The organism is Streptomyces rubellus (assembly GCF_036323805.1).
Classification (GTDB): Bacteria; Actinomycetota; Actinomycetes; order Streptomycetales; family Streptomycetaceae; genus Streptomyces.
Window position 1 is genome coordinate 143,768 of sequence record NZ_JAZDCX010000001.1, and the last position, 18,627, is coordinate 162,394.

The window sequence follows — 18,627 nt, forward strand, 5'->3', positions numbered from 1 at the left end:
ATGGATCCCGCGACCGACGGCGGCACCAGGAACGGTGGGACGGAGGGCCGTGCGGCGGACGGCGACGCCACGGGCGGTGGTGCCGCCGGTGCCGCCATCCGCGGCACGGCCCGCGGCGCCGCGCCCGTCCCGCTGTCCGTCCTCGACCTGGCCATGGTCGGGACCGGGCACACCGCCTCCGACGCCCTGCGCACCTCCGTGGAGATCGCGCGGCTGGCCGAGCGCCGCGGCTACCACCGCCTGTGGGTGGCCGAGCACCACTCCATGCCCGGGGTGGCCAGCTCCGCGCCCGCCGTCATCCTGGCCCATCTGGCCGCCCACACCACCACCCTCCGCCTCGGCTCGGGCGGAGTGATGCTGCCCAACCACGCGCCGCTGGTGATCGCCGAGCAGTTCGGCACCCTGGAGGCGCTCGCCCCCGGCCGGATCGACCTCGGCCTGGGCCGCGCCCCCGGCACCGACGGGGCGACGGCCGCCGCGCTGCGCCGCACCGACGACCCGCACCGGCTCGCCGACGAGTTCCCGCGGCTCCTCGACGAGCTGGTCCACTTCCTCGACGACGACTTCCCCGACGGCCACCCCCACGCCCGTATCCACGCCGTGCCCGGCCCGGTCCAGGGAAGCGTGCCCGGCGGTGTGCGGCCGGTGAGCCGGCCGCCGGTGTGGCTGCTGGGCTCCTCCGGCTTCAGCGCACAGCTCGCCGGGAGCCTCGGACTGCCGTTCGCCTTCGCCCATCACTTCTCGGCCGCCGCCACCCTGCCCGCCCTGGAGCTGTACCGCACGTCGTTCCGGCCGTCGGCGGTGCTGGCCGAGCCGTACGCGCTGATCAGCGTCGGGGCGCTGGCGGCGGACACGGAGGAGGAGGCGTACCGCGAGGTGATGACCGCCGCGCTGACGGTGCTGTGGCTGCGCAGGGGCCGTCCGGGACTGGTCCCCGGCCCGGAGGAGGCCGCGGAGTACGAGCGGGGCATGGGCGGGGCGGAGCGCGACTTCGTCGCCGGCTGGCTGTCCGACCTGGTGTACGGCACGGCGGAACGGGTCCGCGCGGGTCTGGACGAGCTGGTCGGGCGCACCGGCGCGGACGAGCTGATGATCTCCTCGCCGGTGCACGGCCTCGCCGCCCGGGTGCGCGGCTTCGAGCTGATCGCCGACGCCTACGGCCTCTGACGGGCTCCGGCCCGGCCGGGCTACGGCCGTCCGCCGGCCACCAGCAGCCGGCTGATGCGGTCGGGCGGCACGGGCTTGGAGTAGTGCCAGCCCTGGCCGGTGTCGCAGCCGATCCGCCGCAGCCGGTCGGCCTGTGCGGAGCCCTCGACGCACTCGGCGGTGACCGTCAGACCGAGGTTGTGGGCGAGCTGGACCAGTGAGGTGACGATCGTCTCGTCGGCGGGATTGACGGTCTGGGCGGTGCGGAACCCGCGCACGAACGTTCCGTCCAGCTTCAGACCGCGCACCGGGAGCCTGCTGAGATAGGCGAGGTTGGAGTAGCCGGTGCCGAAGTCGTCGATCGCGATGCGCACCCCCATGTCCGAGAGGGCCTGGAGGGCCTTCAGCGGCCGGCCGGCCGAGCCCATCACGGCCGACTCGGTCAGCTCCAGCTGCAGCAGCCCCGCGGGCAGTCCCGTCTCCTCCAGGATCGCGGCGACATCGGCCACCAGGTCGGAGTCCCACACCTGCCGTACGGCCACGTTCACGCTGACGTACAGCGGCAGATCGGGGCGCTCCAGCTGCCAGCGGCGGGCCTGGCGGCACGATTCGGCGAGGATCCAGCGGCCGAGCGGCACGATGGCGCCGTTCTCCTCGGCCAGCCCGATGAACTGGTTCGGGCCGAGCGTGCCGAACTGCGGATGCCGCCAGCGCACCAGCGCCTCCACCCCGGCGACCGTCTCGTCGTGCAGACAGACGATCGGCTGGTACTCCAGCGCGAACTCGCCGCTCTCCAGCGCCGGGCGCAGGGTGCTGGACAGGGTCTGGCGGGCCACCCGGTGGGCGTTGCGCTCGGGGTCGAAGAGGGTCCAGCGGGCCTTGCCGTCCGCCTTGGCCCAGTAGAGCGTGGTGTCCGCGGCCTGCATCAGCTCCGTGGCGGTGGTGCCGGCGACGGGCCGCTCCACCACCCCGATGCTCGCGGAGACGGCCAGCCGGTGTCCGGCCAGGTCGAACGGCTGCTGGAGCGCGGCCAGCATCCGCTGGGCCAGCTCGGTCAGCGGCTGGGTGCCGGTCGAGGCCTCGGCTAGCAGGGCGAACTCGTCGCCGCCGAGCCGGGCAACCAGATGCCCGCCCGGCTCGGCGCACCGGCGCAGCCGCCGGGCGACCGCGGCCAGGAGCCGGTCGCCGATCCGGTGGCCGAGGGTGTCGTTGACGGCCTTGAAACCGTCCAGGTCCAGGTAGCACAGCCCGACCCGGCCGGTGGCGGACCCGGTGAGCGCGGCGGACAGCCGCTCGAAGAACAGGATCCGGTTGGGCAGCCGGGTGACGGGGTCGTGCGTCTGCAGCCTGCGCAGCCGCCGCCGCAGGTCGTGCCGCTCGCTGACGTCCGCGACGGACAGCAGCGCGGTGCCGGGGCGCGGTGCGGGCCGGTCCCCGGCCCCGGCCCCGGGGCGTGGGGCGGTCCGGTCGGCCGGCACCACGGTGACCTCGGTCCACAGGGAGCGGCCGTCCTCGTGCTTGAGGCGGTGCGTGAGGCTCATGCCGGTGCTGCGCCCCTCCAGGACGGCCTGGCAGTCCGCGCGGGCCCGGTCGTCCAGGCCGATGCCGGCCAGGGCGGTGACGGGGGTGCCGGTGAGCTCCGCCGCGGGGGCGCCCAGCAGACGGCCGAGCGCCTGGTTGGCCACCACCACCCGGCCGGCGCCGTCGATCAGGGCCATGGCGAGCCGGGCGGCCTCGAAGGCGGTGCGGAAGGCCGCCGGATCGGGGGGCGCGCCGGGAGGAGTGTCGGGAGGTGTGCCGGGGGAAGCGGAAGGCCGCGGCTCCCCGGAGTGGCTACTGTGGGTGATGTCCGACGCTGTCGTGCCGGGACTGCCGACCGGTTTTCTGCCCGGTCCGTCGAAGGATCCATTCACCGATCGCTCCCGGGGGGACTCGTCTCATGGGGGTGGCTTCGGGCGGTGGGCCGGCGGCCGTATTGGGGGGAATCCGCCCTGGAAATGTGGCGATCATAGAGGCTTGTCGGGTGGGCGAGCCAGTGTCGCGCACGGTGTTCCGCACCCGTGTGACGGACTCTGTGGACGCGCTTTCGACAGGCTGATCGTTCCTGCGCGGCAATTTCGCGCCACCGACCGATGATGACCGATTGTTACTGACGGTGATCCTGTGGGGTCTCACTCGTACGGCCTAGCGGAACGGGGCACCCGGGGAACGGAGGCTCCACAGTGGGTGCCGTGCCCCGAGACACCGCGGGAGGACGATGTGCGCAGGACGCGCCGAGCCGATCGGGCCGACGGGACGCGTGGCATACCCGCGCTCCCGCCGGACGACGGCGGCTTCGGCGGGCCCGTTTTCGGCCCGCGGTCCCGGCGGACCGGTGCGGTGTTCACCGCGCTCTCCGCCCTGATCGGTACGAGCCTGGTGACCGGGCCGGTCGCCGTCGCGACCGGTGCCGACTCCTGTGCCCTGGAACGCACCGCCGTCCACCACTCCGAGGGACTGGACACCTGGCACCCCGACTACCCCCGGCCCGAGGGGACGCTCGACGCGCTGATGGTCTTCCTGTCCTTCCCCGAGGCCCCGCCCGTCACCGGCCCCGACCGGCTGGTGGCCGACTACTTCCCCGACACCTCCGCCTTCTTCGAGCGCGCCTCCTACGGGGCCTTCGCGCTGCGCCCGCACCCGGTGGACCGCTGGTTCGAGATGGCGGCGGACTCGCGGGCGTACGGGATACAGCGCGACTGGGCGCCGGACCTGCGCACCGCCTACCTGACCGACGCCGTCGCCGCGGTGGACCCGTACGTGGACTTCGGCGAGTACGACATCGTCTACCTCGTCGCCGACCCCGAGGCGCCCGGGGTGAACTCCGACGCCACCAAGGTCGTCAACCTCGACCGGCCGATCACGGTGGACGGCGCCGAGCTGCACCGGGTGGTGACGGTCTTCGAGGAGAGCCCGCCGGACCGCAACGTCCTGGCCCACGAGACCCTGCACCTGTTCGACCTGCCAGACCTCTACCACCAGCCCGAGGACGACGACGGGGACTGGGACACCCACGTCGGCGACTGGGACCTGATGGGCAGCCAGTTCGGCCTGGCCCCGGACCCCTTCGGCTGGCACAAGTGGAAGCTGGGCTGGCTGGACGGCGGCGACGTCGACTGCCGTGCCGAGCCCGGCACCACCCGGCACACCCTGCACGCGGTCGGCGAGCCCCGCCGGGACGGGGCGCTGCCGGGGACCTCCGGCACCCGGCTGGTCGCGGTCCGCACCGGGCACGGCGAGGTACTGGCGATCGAGGCCCGGGAGCGCGGTGGCAACGACACCACCGTCTGCACCGAAGGAGTGCTGCTGTACCGGGTGCGCGGCGACGTCGCCTCGGCCGAGGGTCCCGTCCGGGTGGTGGACGCGCACCCGGACAGCGCCGCCTGCCCGCGGATCTCGGTCTACCCGCCGCTGGCCGACGCGCCGCTGGGGCCGGGTGAGGACATCGAGGTGCCGACGGACGCGGGCACGGTGCGGGTGTCGGTCGTGGCGCGTACGGCGGCCGGCTGGCAGGTGGAGGTCACGGTGCGGGGCGCGGTCGGAGCACCGGGCACACCGGTGAGCGCGCTGTGAGCCGCCGGGACGGGGTGCGGACGGGGCCGGACAGCCGGAAGGCCCCCGCTCCCGCGAGGGCCTTCGACCGCCTGTACGCCGCCAGGGACTCGAACCCCGGACCCGCTGATTAAGAGTCAGCTGCTCTAACCAACTGAGCTAGCGGCGCCTGTTGACGTGGTAGACCCTAGCACCTTGCTCCGAGGGAGCGGAAATCGGTTGGTCGTGCCCCGCCCCGCCGCCCGCGCGGCCCGTGCGCACCGCCCGTACGCAGGCCCACAGCAGGGCCTCCGCCCCCGGCAGCCAGGGGTGCCGGACATCCGGGGCGACCAGCCAGCGGGTGGTGGGCGGGCAGTTCCCGCCGGGCACCGGAGGGGGCACGGTCACGGCGTCGCCGAGGCCGTAGCACAGCAGCGGAGGGATCGTTTCCCCGTCCCGGCCGGCAGTGTGCCCCCACTCCCGCCAGCTCAGCAGGGCGGGAAGCCGCTGGGCCGTGCCGGGGACGGCGAACAGGAGCATCCGGCCCCCGTGGAGGGCCACCGGGCCGGTGCCCGGACCGGCGGTCCACAGCCGGTCCAGTATCCGGCGCCCGAACAGCGGGCCCGCGCTGACCACGTCGAAGGCGGTGCCGCAGGGCAGGACGCCGGGCAGCCCGGGACGCAGCGCCCACAGCGCGTGGACGCTGCGCGGGAAGACGCTGGAGGACGCGAGCCAGTCGGCTCCGGCGGGGGTGACATACGCGGCTGGATCGCTCATGCCGTCTACATCTACCGCAGCCTGTGTACCGGCCCTGGAACTTCGCCGAACCCGGGACAGCGCACTGCGGTGTCCGGTATCTTCCGCCATCCGCATATGCCGGGGGCCGTGGCGCCTTCGCTCGGCGCGACCCGGTGCGACCCGGTGCCGTCCGGTGTCGCGCGGTCGTTCCCGGCACCGCCATCGGTACGGCCGTCACTCCGGGGTGCGGTCCGCCATCAGCTCACGGCCGAACTCGATCATCTTGCGGGCGTAGTCGGCCGTCCACTCCGCCCGCTCCGCGATCACCTCGGCCGGCAGGCGGTCGAAACGGCTGGGGTCGGCGAGCTGCGCCGCCGCGACGGCCTGGAACTCCGTGGCCCGGTCCGCCGCCGCCCGGAAGGCCAGCGCCAGCTCGGTGGCACGGCCCAGCAGCTCGCGCGGATCCTCTATGGACTCCAGGTCGAAGAAGTGCTCGGGGTCGGACACGGCCTCCGGCGGCTCGAAGAGCAGCGGAGCGGGCCGCCGACGGCGCGGCGCGCCGCCGCGCGGATCCGGAGCCGGTTTCGGCTCTGGCATGGAGGTACCTCCGTCGGTCGTGGGCAGCGTTCATTGTCCCTCGTACGCCCCCCGTACGTCTCCGTACGCCTCCGTACGTCCTCGTGCGCCGCCCCGCGGGTGTCTGTCTCCTCCGGGTACCCGCCCGGTGCCCGGCCGAGCGGGCCCCGGAGCGTCCGGGAGGCCGTCCCCATGGTCACCGGGAACCGGGTGCCGCGCCAGGGGCGCGGCGCCGTTCCGCACCCCGTCCCCGGCACCGTGCGCCGCACGCGGTCACCAGGGGACCGTGTGCTCCGCCAGCCGTGCCAGCACCGCGTGGTTGGCCTCCCAGCCGTCCGGGAACTTCACCCCGACCCCGAGCTGGACCGGTTCCGCCGAGGGGTACTCGTCCAGCAGCTCGGCGACGCCCGCCCGGCAGACCACCACACAGGCGTGCCGGTGGCGCGAGGCCAGGACGCACAGCCGGCCCGTCTCCAGATGGAAGGCCGTGGCGTCCGGGCGGCCCGACAGCGGATGGAGCACCACCGTCACGTCGAACTCCCGGCCCTGGAGCCGGTTGGCGGTGTCCACCGTCACCCCGCTCACCCCCCGGCCGGCCAGCGCCGCGCGGACGGCCGCCGCCTGGTCGCGGTGCGCGGTGCCCACCGCGACCCGGTCGGCGGTCACCGGGACCGGGTCGGGCGAGCGCTCGCTGACGGCCCGCCCACCGCGCTCCAGCAGCCGCCGCACCACCTCCGCCACCGCCGCGACCGCCTCCGGGTCGGTGCGCGGGGTGTGGCGGGCGGGCAGTTCCAGCAGGCCCCAGCCGGCGGCGGCCGCCTCGTCCAGCACCCGGTCCACGGCCGAGCCGTCCGGGGCCGCCGTGAACTCCAGCCGCCGCTCGCCCGGCCCGGTGCCGCTGCGGAAGGGGGTGTACGGGTAGAACGCCCGCGACACCAGCGGCGCGGCGGAGGCGGGCAGCCGCCAGGACACCGGCAGCCGGTGCACGGGCAGCTCCGGATTGTGCGCCAGCAGCGTCGTCACCGCGCTCGCCGACGGGTCGTACGCCAGCCCCGCCCACTGCTCGGCGACCACCTGGCTGAACGGGTCGAGCTGGCCCGGATCCCCGACGAACAGCGCCCGCTCGAACAGCCCGGCGACGGCCAGCAGCGCGTCGGACCGCATCTGGTACGCCTCGTCCACGATGGCCTGCTCCCACGGCCCGGCGCCCTTCACATGCGCCCACTTCGCGGCCGTGGAGACCACCACGTCCAGCCCGGCCAGCTCCGCGGCCTTCGCCGACTTCACCACCGAGGGGTGCCGGTCCAGGACGGGGTCGTACGGCTGCGCCTCGCTGCTGTGCAGCCGCCCCACCGGCAGCTCGGGGTCGGCGGTGGCCAGCCGGTCCACCAGGTCGTCCACCTGCGCGTTGGTCTGGGCGACGATCATCAGCGGCCGTCCCGTCGCGGCCAGCCGCCGGGCCGCGTCCACCACCAGCGTGGTCTTCCCGGCGCCGGGCGGGGAGTCCACCACCACGCCCCGGTGGGCGCCGGAGAGGGTGTCGCGCAGGATGGCCTCGGTGGCCGCCCTCGCCGCCGCGGCGGGGCCGGGCGCGGGCCCGGCGGCGGTGCCGGCCGAGGCGTCGGTCACGGTGGTACCGGTCACAGCAGATCCTCCGCGGTCACGGGATCGGGGGCGTCCAGGGCGTCCGGATCGGGCGGACCGCCGTGCGTCCACGGTGTCTCCTCCGGATCCGGCAGCTCCGGCCCGCCGCGCGGGGCGTGCTCGAACAGCGTCCAGCACACCGTCTCGCCCTCCCCGGGCACCGACCCGGCCTCCGGGACCTTCCCCCGGCCCATGCCGCCCGTCAGCCGTACGGTCAGCAGCCCCGGGGCGGGGGAGTCGACGTACTCGCCGGACTGCGACTTCCCGTTCGGCAGCGCCCGGTACACCCGGCCGCCCTCCTCCAGCTGCGGCAGATCGCCGGTGCGGACCGTGACCAGCGGACGCGGCATCGGACGCCTCCCCTCCGAGTACGCCATCTCCACCCCGGTCACCTCACCCGTGAACGCCTCCCCGGCCAGCCGCCGCTCCGCCATCACCAGCGGGTCGTCCAGCGCCTCCTGGGCGGTCAGTTCGGCCAGTGCCGTCTCCCGGGCGGCGAGCTTGCGCGCCGCCGTCACCGCGTCGTCCCGTCTGGGCTGGGGCGGCTCGCCGGCCCGCAGCCGGTCGCGGTGCGCGGTGTAGGACCAGCGGTCGCGCTTCCAGCGGTCCGAGACCCGGGCGCCCGGCGGCAGGGCGCGCAGCAGGTCCAGGCCCCGCCACACCGCCTCCCAGGTCGGCCGCAGCTGGGAGGCGACCAGCTCGCGGATCTCCTCCTCGGCGCCGGCCGCGCCCGCGTCGTGGCGGGCGATGGCCGGGGCCAGCCGCCGATTGTCGAAGGCCGGGTCGGTGGCCGGGCCCGCGGGCGGGGTGAGCAGCAGCCCGTCGCCGTCGCGCGCCAGCTCGGCGCGGAGCGCGGCCTCGGCGCCCGACTCGCCGTCCCCGGCGGTGATCCAGGCCAGCAGCGCGCCCAGGTGCTGGTCCTCCAGCCGGCTCTGGCCGGTGGCCCAGTGGCGGCCCAGCAGCTCGGTCATGGCGAGCAGCAGCGCGGAGCCGGGCACCCGGGCCCGCTCCCCGTAGTGCGTCAGCCACCGGCCCAGCAGCGGCAGCCGGGCGGGGGCGGGATGGGCGGCCTCCGGGTCCTCCTCGGCGGTGCGGCGGAAGCGCATGGAGCGGCCCAGCAGTCGTACGTAGGCGATCCCCGCGGTGTTCGGCACGATCAGCTGCGGGGCGTCCGCGCACAGTTCGGCCTCGACCTTCACCCGCTTACCCGTCTCCGGATCGACCTCGGTGCGCTCGGTGAGCTCCACCTCGTCCTGCGCGGACTCCAGATGGGGCAGTACGGCGTCGGCCAGCTCGGCGAGGAAGGCGAACCGCAGGGTCCGGTCGCGCGGCTGCGGCACGACCAGCAGCCGCGGGGCGTCCCGGTCGGTGCCCACCAGCGCGCCCAGCGGCGCACCGGCCTCACCGGCGGTGGTCAGCGGCACCAGCACCATCGGCCGCTCGGCCAGCCGCCGGTGGCACACCGTCGTCAGGGGGCGGGCGCGCCCGGTGGCGGCGGCCTCCACCCGGGCCAGTGTGGCGAGCAGCGACATCAGGGCCTCCCCGCCGGCCGGCCCGCGGCCGGGACGGCCGCCAGGACCTCGGCCCGCAGCCGGGCCGCACGGCGCAGGGCGGCGGCGGCCGGATCGGCGCCGGCGTCCGTACCGCCCCCGCCTCCGGCGTCCGCTCCCGGGCCGTCGCCCGGGCCGCCGTCCCCGCCGCGGGCCGCGGCCAGGACCGCCGCCACCGTCGTCAGCCCGCCCAGCTCCCCGCGCACCTCGCGGCCCAGGACCTCCACGGCGCCCGCCGCCCGGGCCCGCGCCCGGCAGTGGAAGGCCAGCTCGCAGGTGGACAGGCACTGCGGCGCGTAGGCGGCCGGCAGCCTGTGGACCGTCTCGGCCAGCTCGGCGGGCGGCCGGGCGGGGTCGAGGCAGGCCCCGTCCGGCAGCATGGCGGCGATCTCCTCCAGCCGGGTCAGCCGGGCGAGCTGCCGGCGGGTGGTGGCCAGCTGCCTGCGCAGGTCGACGGCCTCCGCGGTGGGGAGGTTGGAGAAGTCCTTCGGGCAGACCAGCAGCGCCTGTTCCGCCACCCGGTCGGCCCGGTCGGCACAGAGCGCCGCCAGGGCCAGCACGTAGACCGCCGCCTGCCGGGCCGCCGCGCCGACCTTGGCGGGGTCGGCGGAGCCGTCCAGGATCGGGAAGGACTTGATCTCCACCACCGTCAGCCGCCCGTCCGGGTGGACCGCCACCGCGTCGGGCTCCAGATAGACGGAGGACCCGGCCACCGGCAGCTCCACCATCGGATGGTCCAGCAGCGTCCAGCCGCCGTCGGCCGCGGCCCGCTCCAGGGCGAGCCGGGTGCGCTCGGCGCGCCCGGCCGGGCCGGGCGCCGACAGCTCGGGGACGGCCACCTCGCCCGCTTCGGGCGGGGGCGTGCCCGGCGCGCCGGTGCGCGCGTGGACCAGCCGCATCAGCTCGGCCCCGCCGTCGCCCTTCACCCGCGCCTCGAAGGCGTGGCCGCGGGTGAACGCGAACTGCGACTGGCCGAAGGGGGCGGGGGCGCCCAGCGCCTTCGCCAGCGCGCCCTTGTCCACCCCCGCGCCGTCCAGCAGCGCGCGGCGGCGGCAGCCGGGATTGGCGGCCAGCGCGGCGAGCGCCCGCGCGTCGAGCGGCCGGGGCGCCACATCGGCGCCGCGCAGCTCAGCGAGCCGCCGGCGCAGGGCTGTCGTCGGTTGGCTGTCGGGGATGTCGCTCACCCGGGGAAGTGTGGCATCCGGTTGTGACAGCCGGGGAGTTGAGGTCGCCGAAGACGGGTACCGCGCCGGCGGTGCGGCGGGACGGTCCGCCGGACGGCCGGGACACGGACCGCGCCCCGGCGGCGCCCGCGGGGACCGGCGCGCTCGCCGGGCCCTCCGGCGCGGCCACCGCACCACCCGCCGGCCCCGCCGGCGCGTACCGGCGCAGCCGCCCGGCCAGCCGCTCCGCGAACCGCGTCGCCGGACGGGTCAGCAGCAGGCCGAGACCCATCACCGCCGCGCCCGCCACCGCGTCCAGCAGGTAGTGGTTGGCGGTGCCCATCACCACCACCGTGGTCAGCAGCGGGTACGCGACGGCCGCCGCGCGCACCCACCCGCGCCGTCCGGCCAGCTGCCACAGCACCACCCCGCACCACAGCGACCAGCCCACGTGCAGGCTCGGCATCGCGGCGTACTGGTTGGTCAGCCCGCCCAGGCCGCGCGGGGCGCTGGCCTCGCCGCCCCACCAGCCGTAGTGGCCGTACTGCGCCATGGTGTCGACGAAGCCGTACCCGGCGGCCAGCAGCCGCGGCGGGCAGGTGGGCAGGAGCGTGAAGCCGACCAGGCCGACGAGGGTGGAGACCAGCAGCCAGGTCCGCATCCTCCGGTAGTGCGCGGAGCGGCGGCGGAAGATCCACACCAGCAGGGCCGGGGTCACCAGGTAGTGCAGGGTGGCGTAGAAGAAGTCGGCGGGTATGCCGAGCCAGGCGTTGTCGGTGAACAGCCGGTTGAGGGGCCGCTCGACGTCCAGCCACAGCCACTCCTCGAAACGCAGGATGGCCAGCCCGTTCCCGACGGCCGTCGACACGTCGCCGCGCGCGAGCAGCCGGCCGGCGGAGTAGGCGGCGTACACCGCGGCGAGCAGGGGCAGTTCGGTCCACCACAGAGGCCGGTTCCGGGACATCCGAACTTTCTCCAAACTCTCGCGGTCGGCCACTCCACCGTCGGACAACCGTACGGTGCGGGTGCGAGCAGAGAGACGCGGGGGAACGGAGCCGGGTTGCGTGACGGCACCGGGGGCGGTGGGCGACGATGCCCGGGACACGGGGTTCCGGTTCGTCGGGAATCCGTGGGGAATCCGTCGGGAGAGGTGTGAGGGATACGCATGGCAGCGCGCGTACTGCTGGTCCGGCACGGGCAGACGGAGTGGTCGCGGGCGGGACGGCACACCGGCCGCACCGACGTCCCGCTGCTCGGGGAGGGGCGCCGGGCGGCGCGGCTCCTCGGCGAGCGGCTGCGCCGTGCCCCCTGGCCCGGGCCGGCGGACGCCGAGGTGTTCACCAGTCCGCTCGGCCGGGCCCGGCTGACCTGCGAACTGGCGGGCTTCGGCGACCGGGCCCGTGACTGGGACGCACTGCTGGAGTGGGACTACGGCGCGTACGAGGGGCTGACCGCCGCCGAGATCCGGGAACGGGCGGGAGCGGAGTGGACCGTCTGGCGGGACGGCACGGTGGGCGGCGAGAGCCTGGCGCAGGTCACCGCCCGCGCCGACGAGGTGGTCGCCCGGGTGCGGTCGGCGGACCGGGACGTGCTGCTGTTCGCGCACGGCCATCTGCTCCGGGTGGTGGGCGCGCGCTGGCTGGGGCTGGAGCCGTCCTTCGCGGCGCGGCTGCGGCTGTCGGCGGGTGCCCTGGCGGTGCTGGGGTGGGCGTACGGGGAGCCCGTGCTCGAGCGCTGGAACGACCAGGGCCATCTGGACTGACGGTGCCGGGACCGCGGTCCCGGGCCGGTCGCCGGGCCGGCGGTCAGACGGGGCGGGCCGCGGCGTACCGGTCCAGGAAGTCCGCCACGGCCGGTGTGCGGCGCTGGGGCCACAGCCGCCGGGCGGCGCCGTCCAGCATCGTGCGGATACGGGTGGAGCGCACCTGTCCGAGCAGTTCCAGCGTCCGGCCCGCGGTCTCGGCGGCCTCCTCGGCCTCGCCCTGGGCGGCGAGGTCGTCCGCCAGCTCGGCCGTGAACAGCGCGATGTTCCGCACGAAGTGGGGGTCCAGCAGCTCCACCGCGCGCCGGGCGTGCCGCGCCGCGCGCCGCCGGTCGCCCAGTGCCGCCCGGCACTGCGCCTCCAGGCCCTCCAGTTCGGCCTCGCCGTAGAAGGTCATCCACTCGGGGTCGGCGTCGTGGGGGCCGCGCTCGAACAGCGTGCGCGCCCGGCCCAGGGACTCCTCGCAGGCCGCGCGGTCCGCGAGGTGGGCCCAGCCGCCCGCCTCGCGCATCGCCAGCAGTGACAGCAGCCGTGCCGAGCCCAGGTGCGCGGCGGCCTGCCGGCCGGCCTGCGCGGCCCGTACCGCCTCCCGGGGCCGTCCGGCGTCCCGTGCCAGGAAGGAGGTGTTGCAGAAGGCGTGTGCCTCCAGCGCGGGACTCCCGGCGATCCGGGCGGTGGCCAGGGCCTCGGCGTAGTACGGGCGGGCCTCGGCGCAGCGGCCCGAGTCGTGGGCCAGCCAGCCCACCGAGATGGCCAGTTCCCCGGCTCCGGCGTGCAGCCGGTCGGCGACGGGCTGCCGGTGCGCGCCGGCGTCCAGCAGGTCGTAGGCGGACCGCAGCGCCTCTCCGGCCCACCGGTAGAGGCTGTCGGCGCCGTGCCGGTCGTCGAGCAGCCGGATGCGGCGCACGGTCGCCTCGACGGCGGCCGCCTCGGCGGCCCCGGCCCGCCGGGTGACGGGCCGGTCCGCCGGGGCGGTGCCGGGCTGGAGCAGGGCGGACGGGATGAGGGACACCGCCGCCACGGCGGCGGGCCCGCCGGTCATGAACGCGCGACGCAGCACGTCGCTCTCCTCGTCGATAGGGCTGTCGGTGGGGCTGTCGGCAGGGCTGTCGACGGAGCCGCCGGCGGGCCCGCCACCCGGGGCAGGCGGTTCCGCGCGGAGGAAGAAGGGGCGGGTACGCGCCCTGGGGGAGGTGCCCTCGCCGCCGTACGCCCCCTGTCCGCGCGCGGTACGCCCGCGGACCACCCGGCGGGGCTCGAAGCCCAGATCCGTGAGCGAGTGCCCCGGGAACATGTGCAGGAACACCCGCTCGTAGGCATAGTTGGGGCACCGGATCTCACCGGCCTCCACCCGCCCGATGTACCGGGCGTCACAGGAGACGTTCTCGCCGATCTCCCGGGCCGCCCGGCGGACGGCCGCCGCGAACTCACCCGGCGAGAGCCGGCCGCGCAGTCCCCGGAAGGCGAGGTTGGGCCGGCGTTCCGGACCTCTCGGCGCTGGGGGTGACGGTGACGACGCCATGGCCGGACGGTATCGGCTCGCCGCTGTCCGATACATCGTTTTTTCCTGACAAACGGGATATCCCACCCGCGATCCGCCATGAACTGCCATCCTTTGCGGCGGCATTGCGCCGTAGCGGTTGACACAGCCACTCGTTGAGCCTTGTGCAACGACCGCGGAGGAGGGGTCCCCTTGCTGGACACCGGTTACGAGACCGGAAACCGTCCGTCGGCCGCGCGGCGCCGTCCCGCCCCGGACGGTGCCGCCGGTCCGGCGGCAGCGCCCTGCGACCTGGTGACCGTGCCCGCGCGGCAGGGTCTGGAGACCGTCGACATCCTACGGCTGCGCCGCAGCGTCGGCCCGGTGCTGCACGACCGCACCGACGACACCCTCGGCTTCCTGGTGCCGCCCGGCACCGCGGACGGCTGGGACCTGCCGGGCAGCGGCTGCGTCCGCACCCGTCACCGGGAGGGCCGGCCCGCCGACCCGCCGGTCGCGGGTGCCGACTGGCTGGTGCCGCCGGAGAGCGCGTACGCCGGGACCACCGAGCCGGCGCGGCTGCGTGCCGCGCTGTGCGAGGCGGCCCGTACGATCGCCGCCGCCGAGGGCGGTGACCGGCCGGGTTCCTGACTCCGCTCCCGGGCCCGCCCCGCGGCCCGTGCGCCCGGCCGCCGATAATGGTGACGTGGCGAGGAACGGACGGCGGCACGGGAGCGGCGGCAGGCGGGCCGCGGAACCGGTGAGCGAGGAGGTCGGCGGCGGACTGGCGCGGCTGCTGCCGGATCCGGACCGGCCGCGTGCCTGGACCCTGCTGCTCGACGACGCCCCGCAGTCCCATGTGGACCTCGACGACCCCGCCCACCTGGACTTCGGATACCAGCGCAGGCTCGGCCACCTCATCGACCTGGCCGCCCCGCCCGGCCGGCCGCTGCGGGTGGTGCACCTGGGCGGCGGCGCGCTCACCCTCGCCCGCTACACGGCCGTCACCCGGCCGCGCTCCACCCAGCAGGTCGTCGAGGTCGACGCCGCGCTGACGGCCCTCGTGCGCCGGGAGCTGCCGCTGGAGAGCAACTGGCGGATACGGGTGCGCACCGCGGACGCCCGCGCCGGGCTGGCCCGGATCCCCGAGGGCTGGGCGGACCTGGTGATCGCGGACGTCTTCGGCGGTGCCCGCACCCCCGCCCACCTGACCAGCACGGAGTTCCTCGCCGAGGCCCGCCGGGCGCTGCGTCCCGGCGGGTGCTACGCCGCCAACATCGCCGACGGCCCGCCGCTGGCCCACCTCCGCGCCCAGGTGGCCACCGCCGCCGCCGTCTTCCCCGAACTGTGCCTGGTGGCCGACCCCGCCGTGCTGCGCGGGCGGCGGTTCGGCAACGCGGTCCTGGCCGCGGGCGACCGGGAGCTGCCGGTCGCCGAACTCACCCGGCGCGCCGCCGGAGACCCGCATCCCGGCCGGGTCGAGCACGGCCGGGCGCTCGCCGACCTCACCGGCGGCGCCGCCCCCGTCACGGACGCCACCGCCCTGCCCTCGCCCGCCCCGCCGGCCTCGGTCTTCCGGCGCCGCTGAGCCCCGGCCGGGCCCCGCTTCCGGAGCCACGTCCACCTCGGCGGACACGGCGGCGGCCGGGGAGGCCGCCTCAGCCCCCGTGCTCGTCGACCGTGACCTGGGGCGGGGTGCCGTTCCAGACGCAGAAGACGGATGACGCCTCGTCACCCCGGGTGAAGGTCACCCGTATCCACCGGTCCCCTTGCCAGACTCCTATCTCCCAGCCCGCGTTGGGCGTGGCGGACACCAGCGTCGCCGAGTCCGGGCCCAGGTCGAAGGCGACCCGGCCGCCGCGGACGCGGTGGCTCTCGACCTCGGCGGACGGGGTGGCGGGCCGCTCGGCGCGCTTCCCGGCGTCCCCGCGCTCCCCGGCTTCCTCGCCGGAGGACGGGGAGGGCGAGGAGGACGGGTCCGGGGTGGAGGCGGACACGGGGCGCCGGGAGGGTTCCGGGGACCGGGCGGGCCCGCCGGACGCGGACGGCCTGGGCCGCCGGGTGGAGTCGGTGCTCGGCTCGACCTCCGGCGCCCCGGCCACCCGCAGCGGGTGCGGCCGGTCGTACGAGGTGCCCGACACCACGGTGTGCACCCCGTACCAGGACAGCGTCACGGCCGCCCCGGTGGCGAGCGCCCACGCCCCCGCGTGAACCAGTCCTCGTCGCATCCCGCGCACCCTAGCCGCTTCCTTCCGCCCGCTCGTCTTTTTGTTGCCCGCGGCAGTGTTCTCCGAGCGTTCCCCGAGTGCTTTCCCGGCTGTCCCGCGGGTCGGCCGCATGCCGTAACGTGCCGCCCATGGCACGTGTGCTCGTCGTCGAGGACGACCAGTTCGTACGCTCCGCCCTGATCCGGCACCTCACGGACGCCTCCCATACCGTACGCAGTGTCGGGACCGCCCTGGAGGCGCTGCGGGAGGTGGCGCAGGTCGGGTTCGACGTGGTGATCCTCGATCTCGGTCTGCCCGACCTGGACGGGGCCGAGGCGCTGAAGATGCTGCGCGGGATAACCCAGGTGCCGGTGATAGTCGCCACGGCGCGGGACGACGAGACGGAGATCGTCCGGCTGCTCAACGACGGCGCCGACGACTACCTGGTGAAACCGTTCTCCGTGGAGCACCTGTCCGCCCGCATGGCCGCCGTGCTCCGCCGCGCCCGCGGCGGCGCGCGCGCCGCCGCGGCCGGGCCCGGGGACGGGGAGATCCGGGTCGGCGGGCTGACCGTCGACCCGCTGCGCCGTCAGGCCCGGCTCGACGGGCGGACCCTGGACCTGACCCGCCGTGAGTTCGACCTGCTGGCCTTCCTCGCCGGGCGTCCGGGCGTCGTCGTACCGCGCCGCGAACTGCTCTCCGAGGTCTGGCAGCAGAGCTACGGCGACGACCAGACCATCGACGTCCATCTGTCCTGGCTGCGGCGGAAGCTGGGGGAGACGGCGGCCCGTCCCCGCTATCTGCACACGCTGCGCGGCGTGGGCGTCAAACTGGAGCCCCCGCGGGACGCGGCGGCCGAGCCGTCGCGCCGGTGGGCCCCGGAGCCGTGAGCGCCGCGCCGCGGGCGCCGCGCCGGGGGAGTGAGGCCGTGAGGGGGCTGGGCGGATGAGGTGGGCGCTGGTCAAGGTGTGCATCGCCGTGACCGCGATGGTGGTGGTGGCCTTCGCCGTGCCGCTCGCGCTGGTGGTCAAGGAGATGGCCCGGGACCGGGCCTTCTCCAACGCCGAGCGGCTGGCCGCCACCGTCATGCCGGCGCTGGCCATCACCGGCGACCGCGACGAGCTCGAGCGCGCGCTGGCCACCACACCGACCGGGCTCGACGGGCGGATCGCGGTGTACGCGGCCCCCGGCCGGGACGGCGGCGCGGGGGAGGAGCCCGGCGACGGGGCCGGCGGGGAGTCCGGGGACCGGACGGACGACGCGGCCGGGGACGTGGCCGAGGTCGGCACCCGGCGGGTGTCCGAGGAGGAACTGCGGACCGCCGCCCCCCTGGAGGGGGCCACCGTCCTGGCGGCCGAGGGCGGCCACGTGCTGCTCCAGCCGGTCGTCACCACCGCCGGCACCGCCGTCGTCGAGGTGTTCGTGCCCGAGCAGGAGGTCACCAACGGCGTCGCCACCGCCTGGCTGGTCCTCGCCGGGACCGGGGCGGCGCTCATCGTCGCCTCCGTGGTCATCGCCGACCGGCTCGGCACCCGTATGGTGGGCGCCGCCGAGCGGCTGGCCCGGGCCGCCCGGGAACTGGGCGCGGGCCGGCTGGCGGTGCGGGTGCCGGTGGAGGGACCCGCCGAACTGCGGCTGGCCGCGGCCGCGTTCAACTCCATGGCCGACCAGGTCGCCCAGCTGCTGGCCAACGAGCGCGAACTGGCCGCCGACCTCTCCCACCGGCTGCGCACCCCGCTGACCGTGCTGCGGCTCAACACCGCCTCGCTCGGTGACGGCGACGCCGCCGAGCAGACCCGGGAGGCCGTCGACAAGCTGGAGCGCGAGGTGGACCACATCATCCGCACCGCCCGGGAGCACCGCACCCAGCCGCCGGGCGGGCCGGGCGGCGGCGCCGTCTGCGACGCCTCGGAGGTGATCCGGGAGCGGATGGGCTTCTGGTCCGCGCTGGCCGAGGACGAGGGCCGCGAGGTGCGGCTGGCCGGCGTCGACCGGCCCGTCCACGTCCCCGTCGCCCGCGCCGACCTCGTCGCGGCCCTCGACGCGCTGCTCGGCAACGTCTTCCGGCACACCCCCGAGGGCACCGCCTTCGCGGTGGACGTGCACCACGGGGAGGCCGCCGGCGACTCGGTGATCGTGCTGGTCTCCGACGCCGGGCCGGGCATCGACGACCCCGACGCGGCACTGCGCCGCGGCCACGGCGACGGCGGGCCCGGCTCCACCGGTCTGGGCCTGGACATCGTGCGGCGGGTGGCGGAGGCCACCGGCGGCGACCTGCGGATCGGCCGCTCGGTGCTCGGCGGCACGGAGGTCCGCCTCTGGCTGGCCCTGGACGGCGGGGCGGCCGGCGGGTCCGCCGGCCGCACGGCCGGCCGCCGCGGCCACCGGGTGCGACGGCGCGCACGCCGATAGTGGCGGTTCCTCAGCCGTTCCGTAGCCCAGCCTTAAGGGAGCCATAAGTTCCGGGACGGCTGTCCGCAATGGGGTTTTCGCCGGAACCGGGCTCGCTAGCGTGCTCCCTGTCCACGTTCCCCACGGATCGAGGCAGGAGCAGATGAGGCACATCGCCGGGCAGTGGTGCGGGCCGGACGCGCGGCGGCGGGCCGTCGCCGACGCGGTCGCGGCGGCGCTCATCGCGGTCGGCGGTCTCGTCCTGGCCGGCGCGGCGACGGCGGATCCGGGCCCCACACCCGACACCGCGGTCGGCGCGACCCCCCACCCGGGACACCTCCACGACGGTGGGCCGGGCGGCCCCGAGGGATCAGCCGCCCGGGCCGCCGGCTAGCTCCTC

At 76.2% G+C, this 18,627-nt stretch carries 17 protein-coding genes and 1 tRNA gene; 8 read left to right on the forward strand and 10 right to left on the reverse strand.

The features are described from left to right. A complete protein-coding gene (locus V1L54_RS00620) occupies positions 1-1,167 on the forward strand; it encodes an LLM class flavin-dependent oxidoreductase (protein ID WP_330115797.1) in 1,167 nt (388 codons plus the stop codon). A 20-nt stretch (positions 1,168-1,187) separates the two neighbouring features. Here V1L54_RS00620 and V1L54_RS00625 read toward each other — a convergent pair whose 3' ends face one another. Further along, positions 1,188-2,993: a putative bifunctional diguanylate cyclase/phosphodiesterase gene (locus V1L54_RS00625; protein ID WP_443076443.1), complete on the reverse strand. Its 1,806-nt coding sequence runs from the start codon at positions 2,991-2,993 to the stop codon at positions 1,188-1,190. Positions 2,994-3,525: 532 nt separating this feature from the next. Between V1L54_RS00625 and V1L54_RS00630 the strand changes: the two genes are divergently transcribed. Next, complete coding sequence (locus tag V1L54_RS00630; RefSeq protein WP_330115799.1) at positions 3,526-4,758, forward strand: M6 family metalloprotease domain-containing protein; 1,233 nt, start codon at positions 3,526-3,528, stop codon at positions 4,756-4,758. A gap of 74 nt (positions 4,759-4,832) precedes the next feature. Here the strand turns inward: V1L54_RS00630 and V1L54_RS00635 are convergent. From V1L54_RS00635 to V1L54_RS00665, 7 genes are all read right to left on the reverse strand, one after another. Continuing rightward, a tRNA-Lys gene (locus V1L54_RS00635) sits at positions 4,833-4,906 on the reverse strand. Continuing rightward, positions 4,897-5,493, reverse strand: coding sequence for a hypothetical protein (locus tag V1L54_RS00640; RefSeq protein WP_330115800.1), 597 nt, complete (start codon positions 5,491-5,493; stop codon positions 4,897-4,899). The genes V1L54_RS00635 and V1L54_RS00640 overlap by 10 nt, the downstream gene beginning before the upstream one ends. 195 nt (positions 5,494-5,688) lie before the next feature. Then, positions 5,689-6,051 carry a DUF8844 domain-containing protein gene (locus tag V1L54_RS00645; RefSeq protein WP_330115801.1) on the reverse strand — a complete coding sequence of 121 codons (363 nt, stop codon included), beginning with the start codon at positions 6,049-6,051 and terminating at the stop codon, positions 5,689-5,691. 252 nt (positions 6,052-6,303) lie between these two features. Beyond that, positions 6,304-7,674, reverse strand: coding sequence for an AAA domain-containing protein (locus V1L54_RS00650; RefSeq protein WP_330115802.1), 1,371 nt, complete (start codon positions 7,672-7,674; stop codon positions 6,304-6,306). After that, positions 7,671-9,206 (reverse strand): hypothetical protein, encoded by a 1,536-nt coding sequence (locus V1L54_RS00655; protein WP_330115803.1) that lies wholly within the window; start codon positions 9,204-9,206, stop codon positions 7,671-7,673. The genes V1L54_RS00650 and V1L54_RS00655 overlap by 4 nt, the downstream gene beginning before the upstream one ends. After that, a complete protein-coding gene (locus tag V1L54_RS00660; RefSeq protein WP_443076412.1) occupies positions 9,206-10,408 on the reverse strand; it encodes a hypothetical protein in 1,203 nt (400 codons plus the stop codon). The genes V1L54_RS00655 and V1L54_RS00660 overlap by 1 nt, the downstream gene beginning before the upstream one ends. Further along, on the reverse strand, positions 10,353-11,351 hold the full coding sequence (locus tag V1L54_RS00665) for a phosphatase PAP2 family protein (RefSeq protein WP_330115804.1): 999 nt from the start codon (positions 11,349-11,351) through the stop codon (positions 10,353-10,355). Before V1L54_RS00665 ends, V1L54_RS00660 begins: the two co-directional genes overlap by 56 nt. Positions 11,352-11,552: 201 nt before the next feature. Between V1L54_RS00665 and V1L54_RS00670 the strand changes: the two genes are divergently transcribed. Further along, complete coding sequence (locus V1L54_RS00670; RefSeq protein ID WP_330115805.1) at positions 11,553-12,149, forward strand: histidine phosphatase family protein; 597 nt, start codon at positions 11,553-11,555, stop codon at positions 12,147-12,149. Between the two features lie 43 nt (positions 12,150-12,192). Here the strand turns inward: V1L54_RS00670 and V1L54_RS00675 are convergent, their stop codons facing one another. Continuing rightward, positions 12,193-13,671, reverse strand: coding sequence for an NsdA family TPR-like regulatory protein (locus tag V1L54_RS00675; RefSeq protein WP_330115806.1), 1,479 nt, complete (start codon positions 13,669-13,671; stop codon positions 12,193-12,195). Positions 13,672-13,842: 171 nt separating this feature from the next. Between V1L54_RS00675 and V1L54_RS00680 the strand changes: the two genes are divergently transcribed. Both V1L54_RS00680 and V1L54_RS00685 read left to right on the forward strand, forming a co-directional pair. Continuing rightward, positions 13,843-14,280: a hypothetical protein gene (locus V1L54_RS00680; protein ID WP_330115807.1), complete on the forward strand. Its 438-nt coding sequence runs from the start codon at positions 13,843-13,845 to the stop codon at positions 14,278-14,280. A gap of 55 nt (positions 14,281-14,335) precedes the next feature. Continuing rightward, on the forward strand, positions 14,336-15,217 hold the full coding sequence (locus V1L54_RS00685; protein WP_330115808.1) for a spermidine synthase: 882 nt from the start codon (positions 14,336-14,338) through the stop codon (positions 15,215-15,217). Positions 15,218-15,287: 70 nt separating this feature from the next. Here V1L54_RS00685 and V1L54_RS00690 read toward each other — a convergent pair whose 3' ends face one another. Beyond that, on the reverse strand, positions 15,288-15,857 hold the full coding sequence (locus tag V1L54_RS00690; protein ID WP_330115809.1) for a hypothetical protein: 570 nt from the start codon (positions 15,855-15,857) through the stop codon (positions 15,288-15,290). 128 nt (positions 15,858-15,985) lie between these two features. Between V1L54_RS00690 and V1L54_RS00695 the strand changes: the two genes are divergently transcribed. The 3 genes from V1L54_RS00695 to V1L54_RS00705 all read left to right on the forward strand — a co-directional run bounded on the left by V1L54_RS00695 (position 15,986) and on the right by V1L54_RS00705 (position 18,621). Beyond that, positions 15,986-16,726, forward strand: coding sequence for a response regulator transcription factor (locus V1L54_RS00695; RefSeq protein WP_330115810.1), 741 nt, complete (start codon positions 15,986-15,988; stop codon positions 16,724-16,726). Positions 16,727-16,781: 55 nt separating this feature from the next. After that, entirely contained in the window at positions 16,782-18,248 is a 1,467-nt protein-coding gene (locus V1L54_RS00700; RefSeq protein ID WP_330115811.1) for a sensor histidine kinase, read from the forward strand. A 142-nt stretch (positions 18,249-18,390) separates the two neighbouring features. Continuing rightward, positions 18,391-18,621, forward strand: a complete 231-nt coding sequence (locus V1L54_RS00705; protein ID WP_330115812.1) for a hypothetical protein — start codon at positions 18,391-18,393, stop codon at positions 18,619-18,621. The last annotated feature ends 6 nt before the right edge of the window (positions 18,622-18,627 follow it).

Excerpts from the sequence above, each read along its gene's own strand:
- V1L54_RS00620 (WP_330115797.1), top strand. The coding sequence starts at position 1 with ATGGATCCCGCGACCGACGGCGGCACCAGGAACGGTGGGACGGAGGGC.
- V1L54_RS00640 (WP_330115800.1), bottom strand. The coding sequence starts at position 5,493 with ATGAGCGATCCAGCCGCGTATGTCACCCCCGCCGGAGCCGACTGGCTC.
- V1L54_RS00645 (WP_330115801.1), bottom strand. The coding sequence starts at position 6,051 with ATGCCAGAGCCGAAACCGGCTCCGGATCCGCGCGGCGGCGCGCCGCGC.
- V1L54_RS00655 (WP_330115803.1), bottom strand. The coding sequence starts at position 9,206 with ATGTCGCTGCTCGCCACACTGGCCCGGGTGGAGGCCGCCGCCACCGGG.
- V1L54_RS00665 (WP_330115804.1), bottom strand. The coding sequence starts at position 11,351 with ATGTCCCGGAACCGGCCTCTGTGGTGGACCGAACTGCCCCTGCTCGCC.
- V1L54_RS00670 (WP_330115805.1), top strand. The coding sequence starts at position 11,553 with ATGGCAGCGCGCGTACTGCTGGTCCGGCACGGGCAGACGGAGTGGTCG.
- V1L54_RS00675 (WP_330115806.1), bottom strand. The coding sequence starts at position 13,671 with ATGGCGTCGTCACCGTCACCCCCAGCGCCGAGAGGTCCGGAACGCCGG.
- V1L54_RS00690 (WP_330115809.1), bottom strand. The coding sequence starts at position 15,857 with ATGCGACGAGGACTGGTTCACGCGGGGGCGTGGGCGCTCGCCACCGGG.
- V1L54_RS00695 (WP_330115810.1), top strand. The coding sequence starts at position 15,986 with ATGGCACGTGTGCTCGTCGTCGAGGACGACCAGTTCGTACGCTCCGCC.
- V1L54_RS00700 (WP_330115811.1), top strand. The coding sequence starts at position 16,782 with ATGAGGTGGGCGCTGGTCAAGGTGTGCATCGCCGTGACCGCGATGGTG.
- V1L54_RS00705 (WP_330115812.1), top strand. The coding sequence starts at position 18,391 with ATGAGGCACATCGCCGGGCAGTGGTGCGGGCCGGACGCGCGGCGGCGG.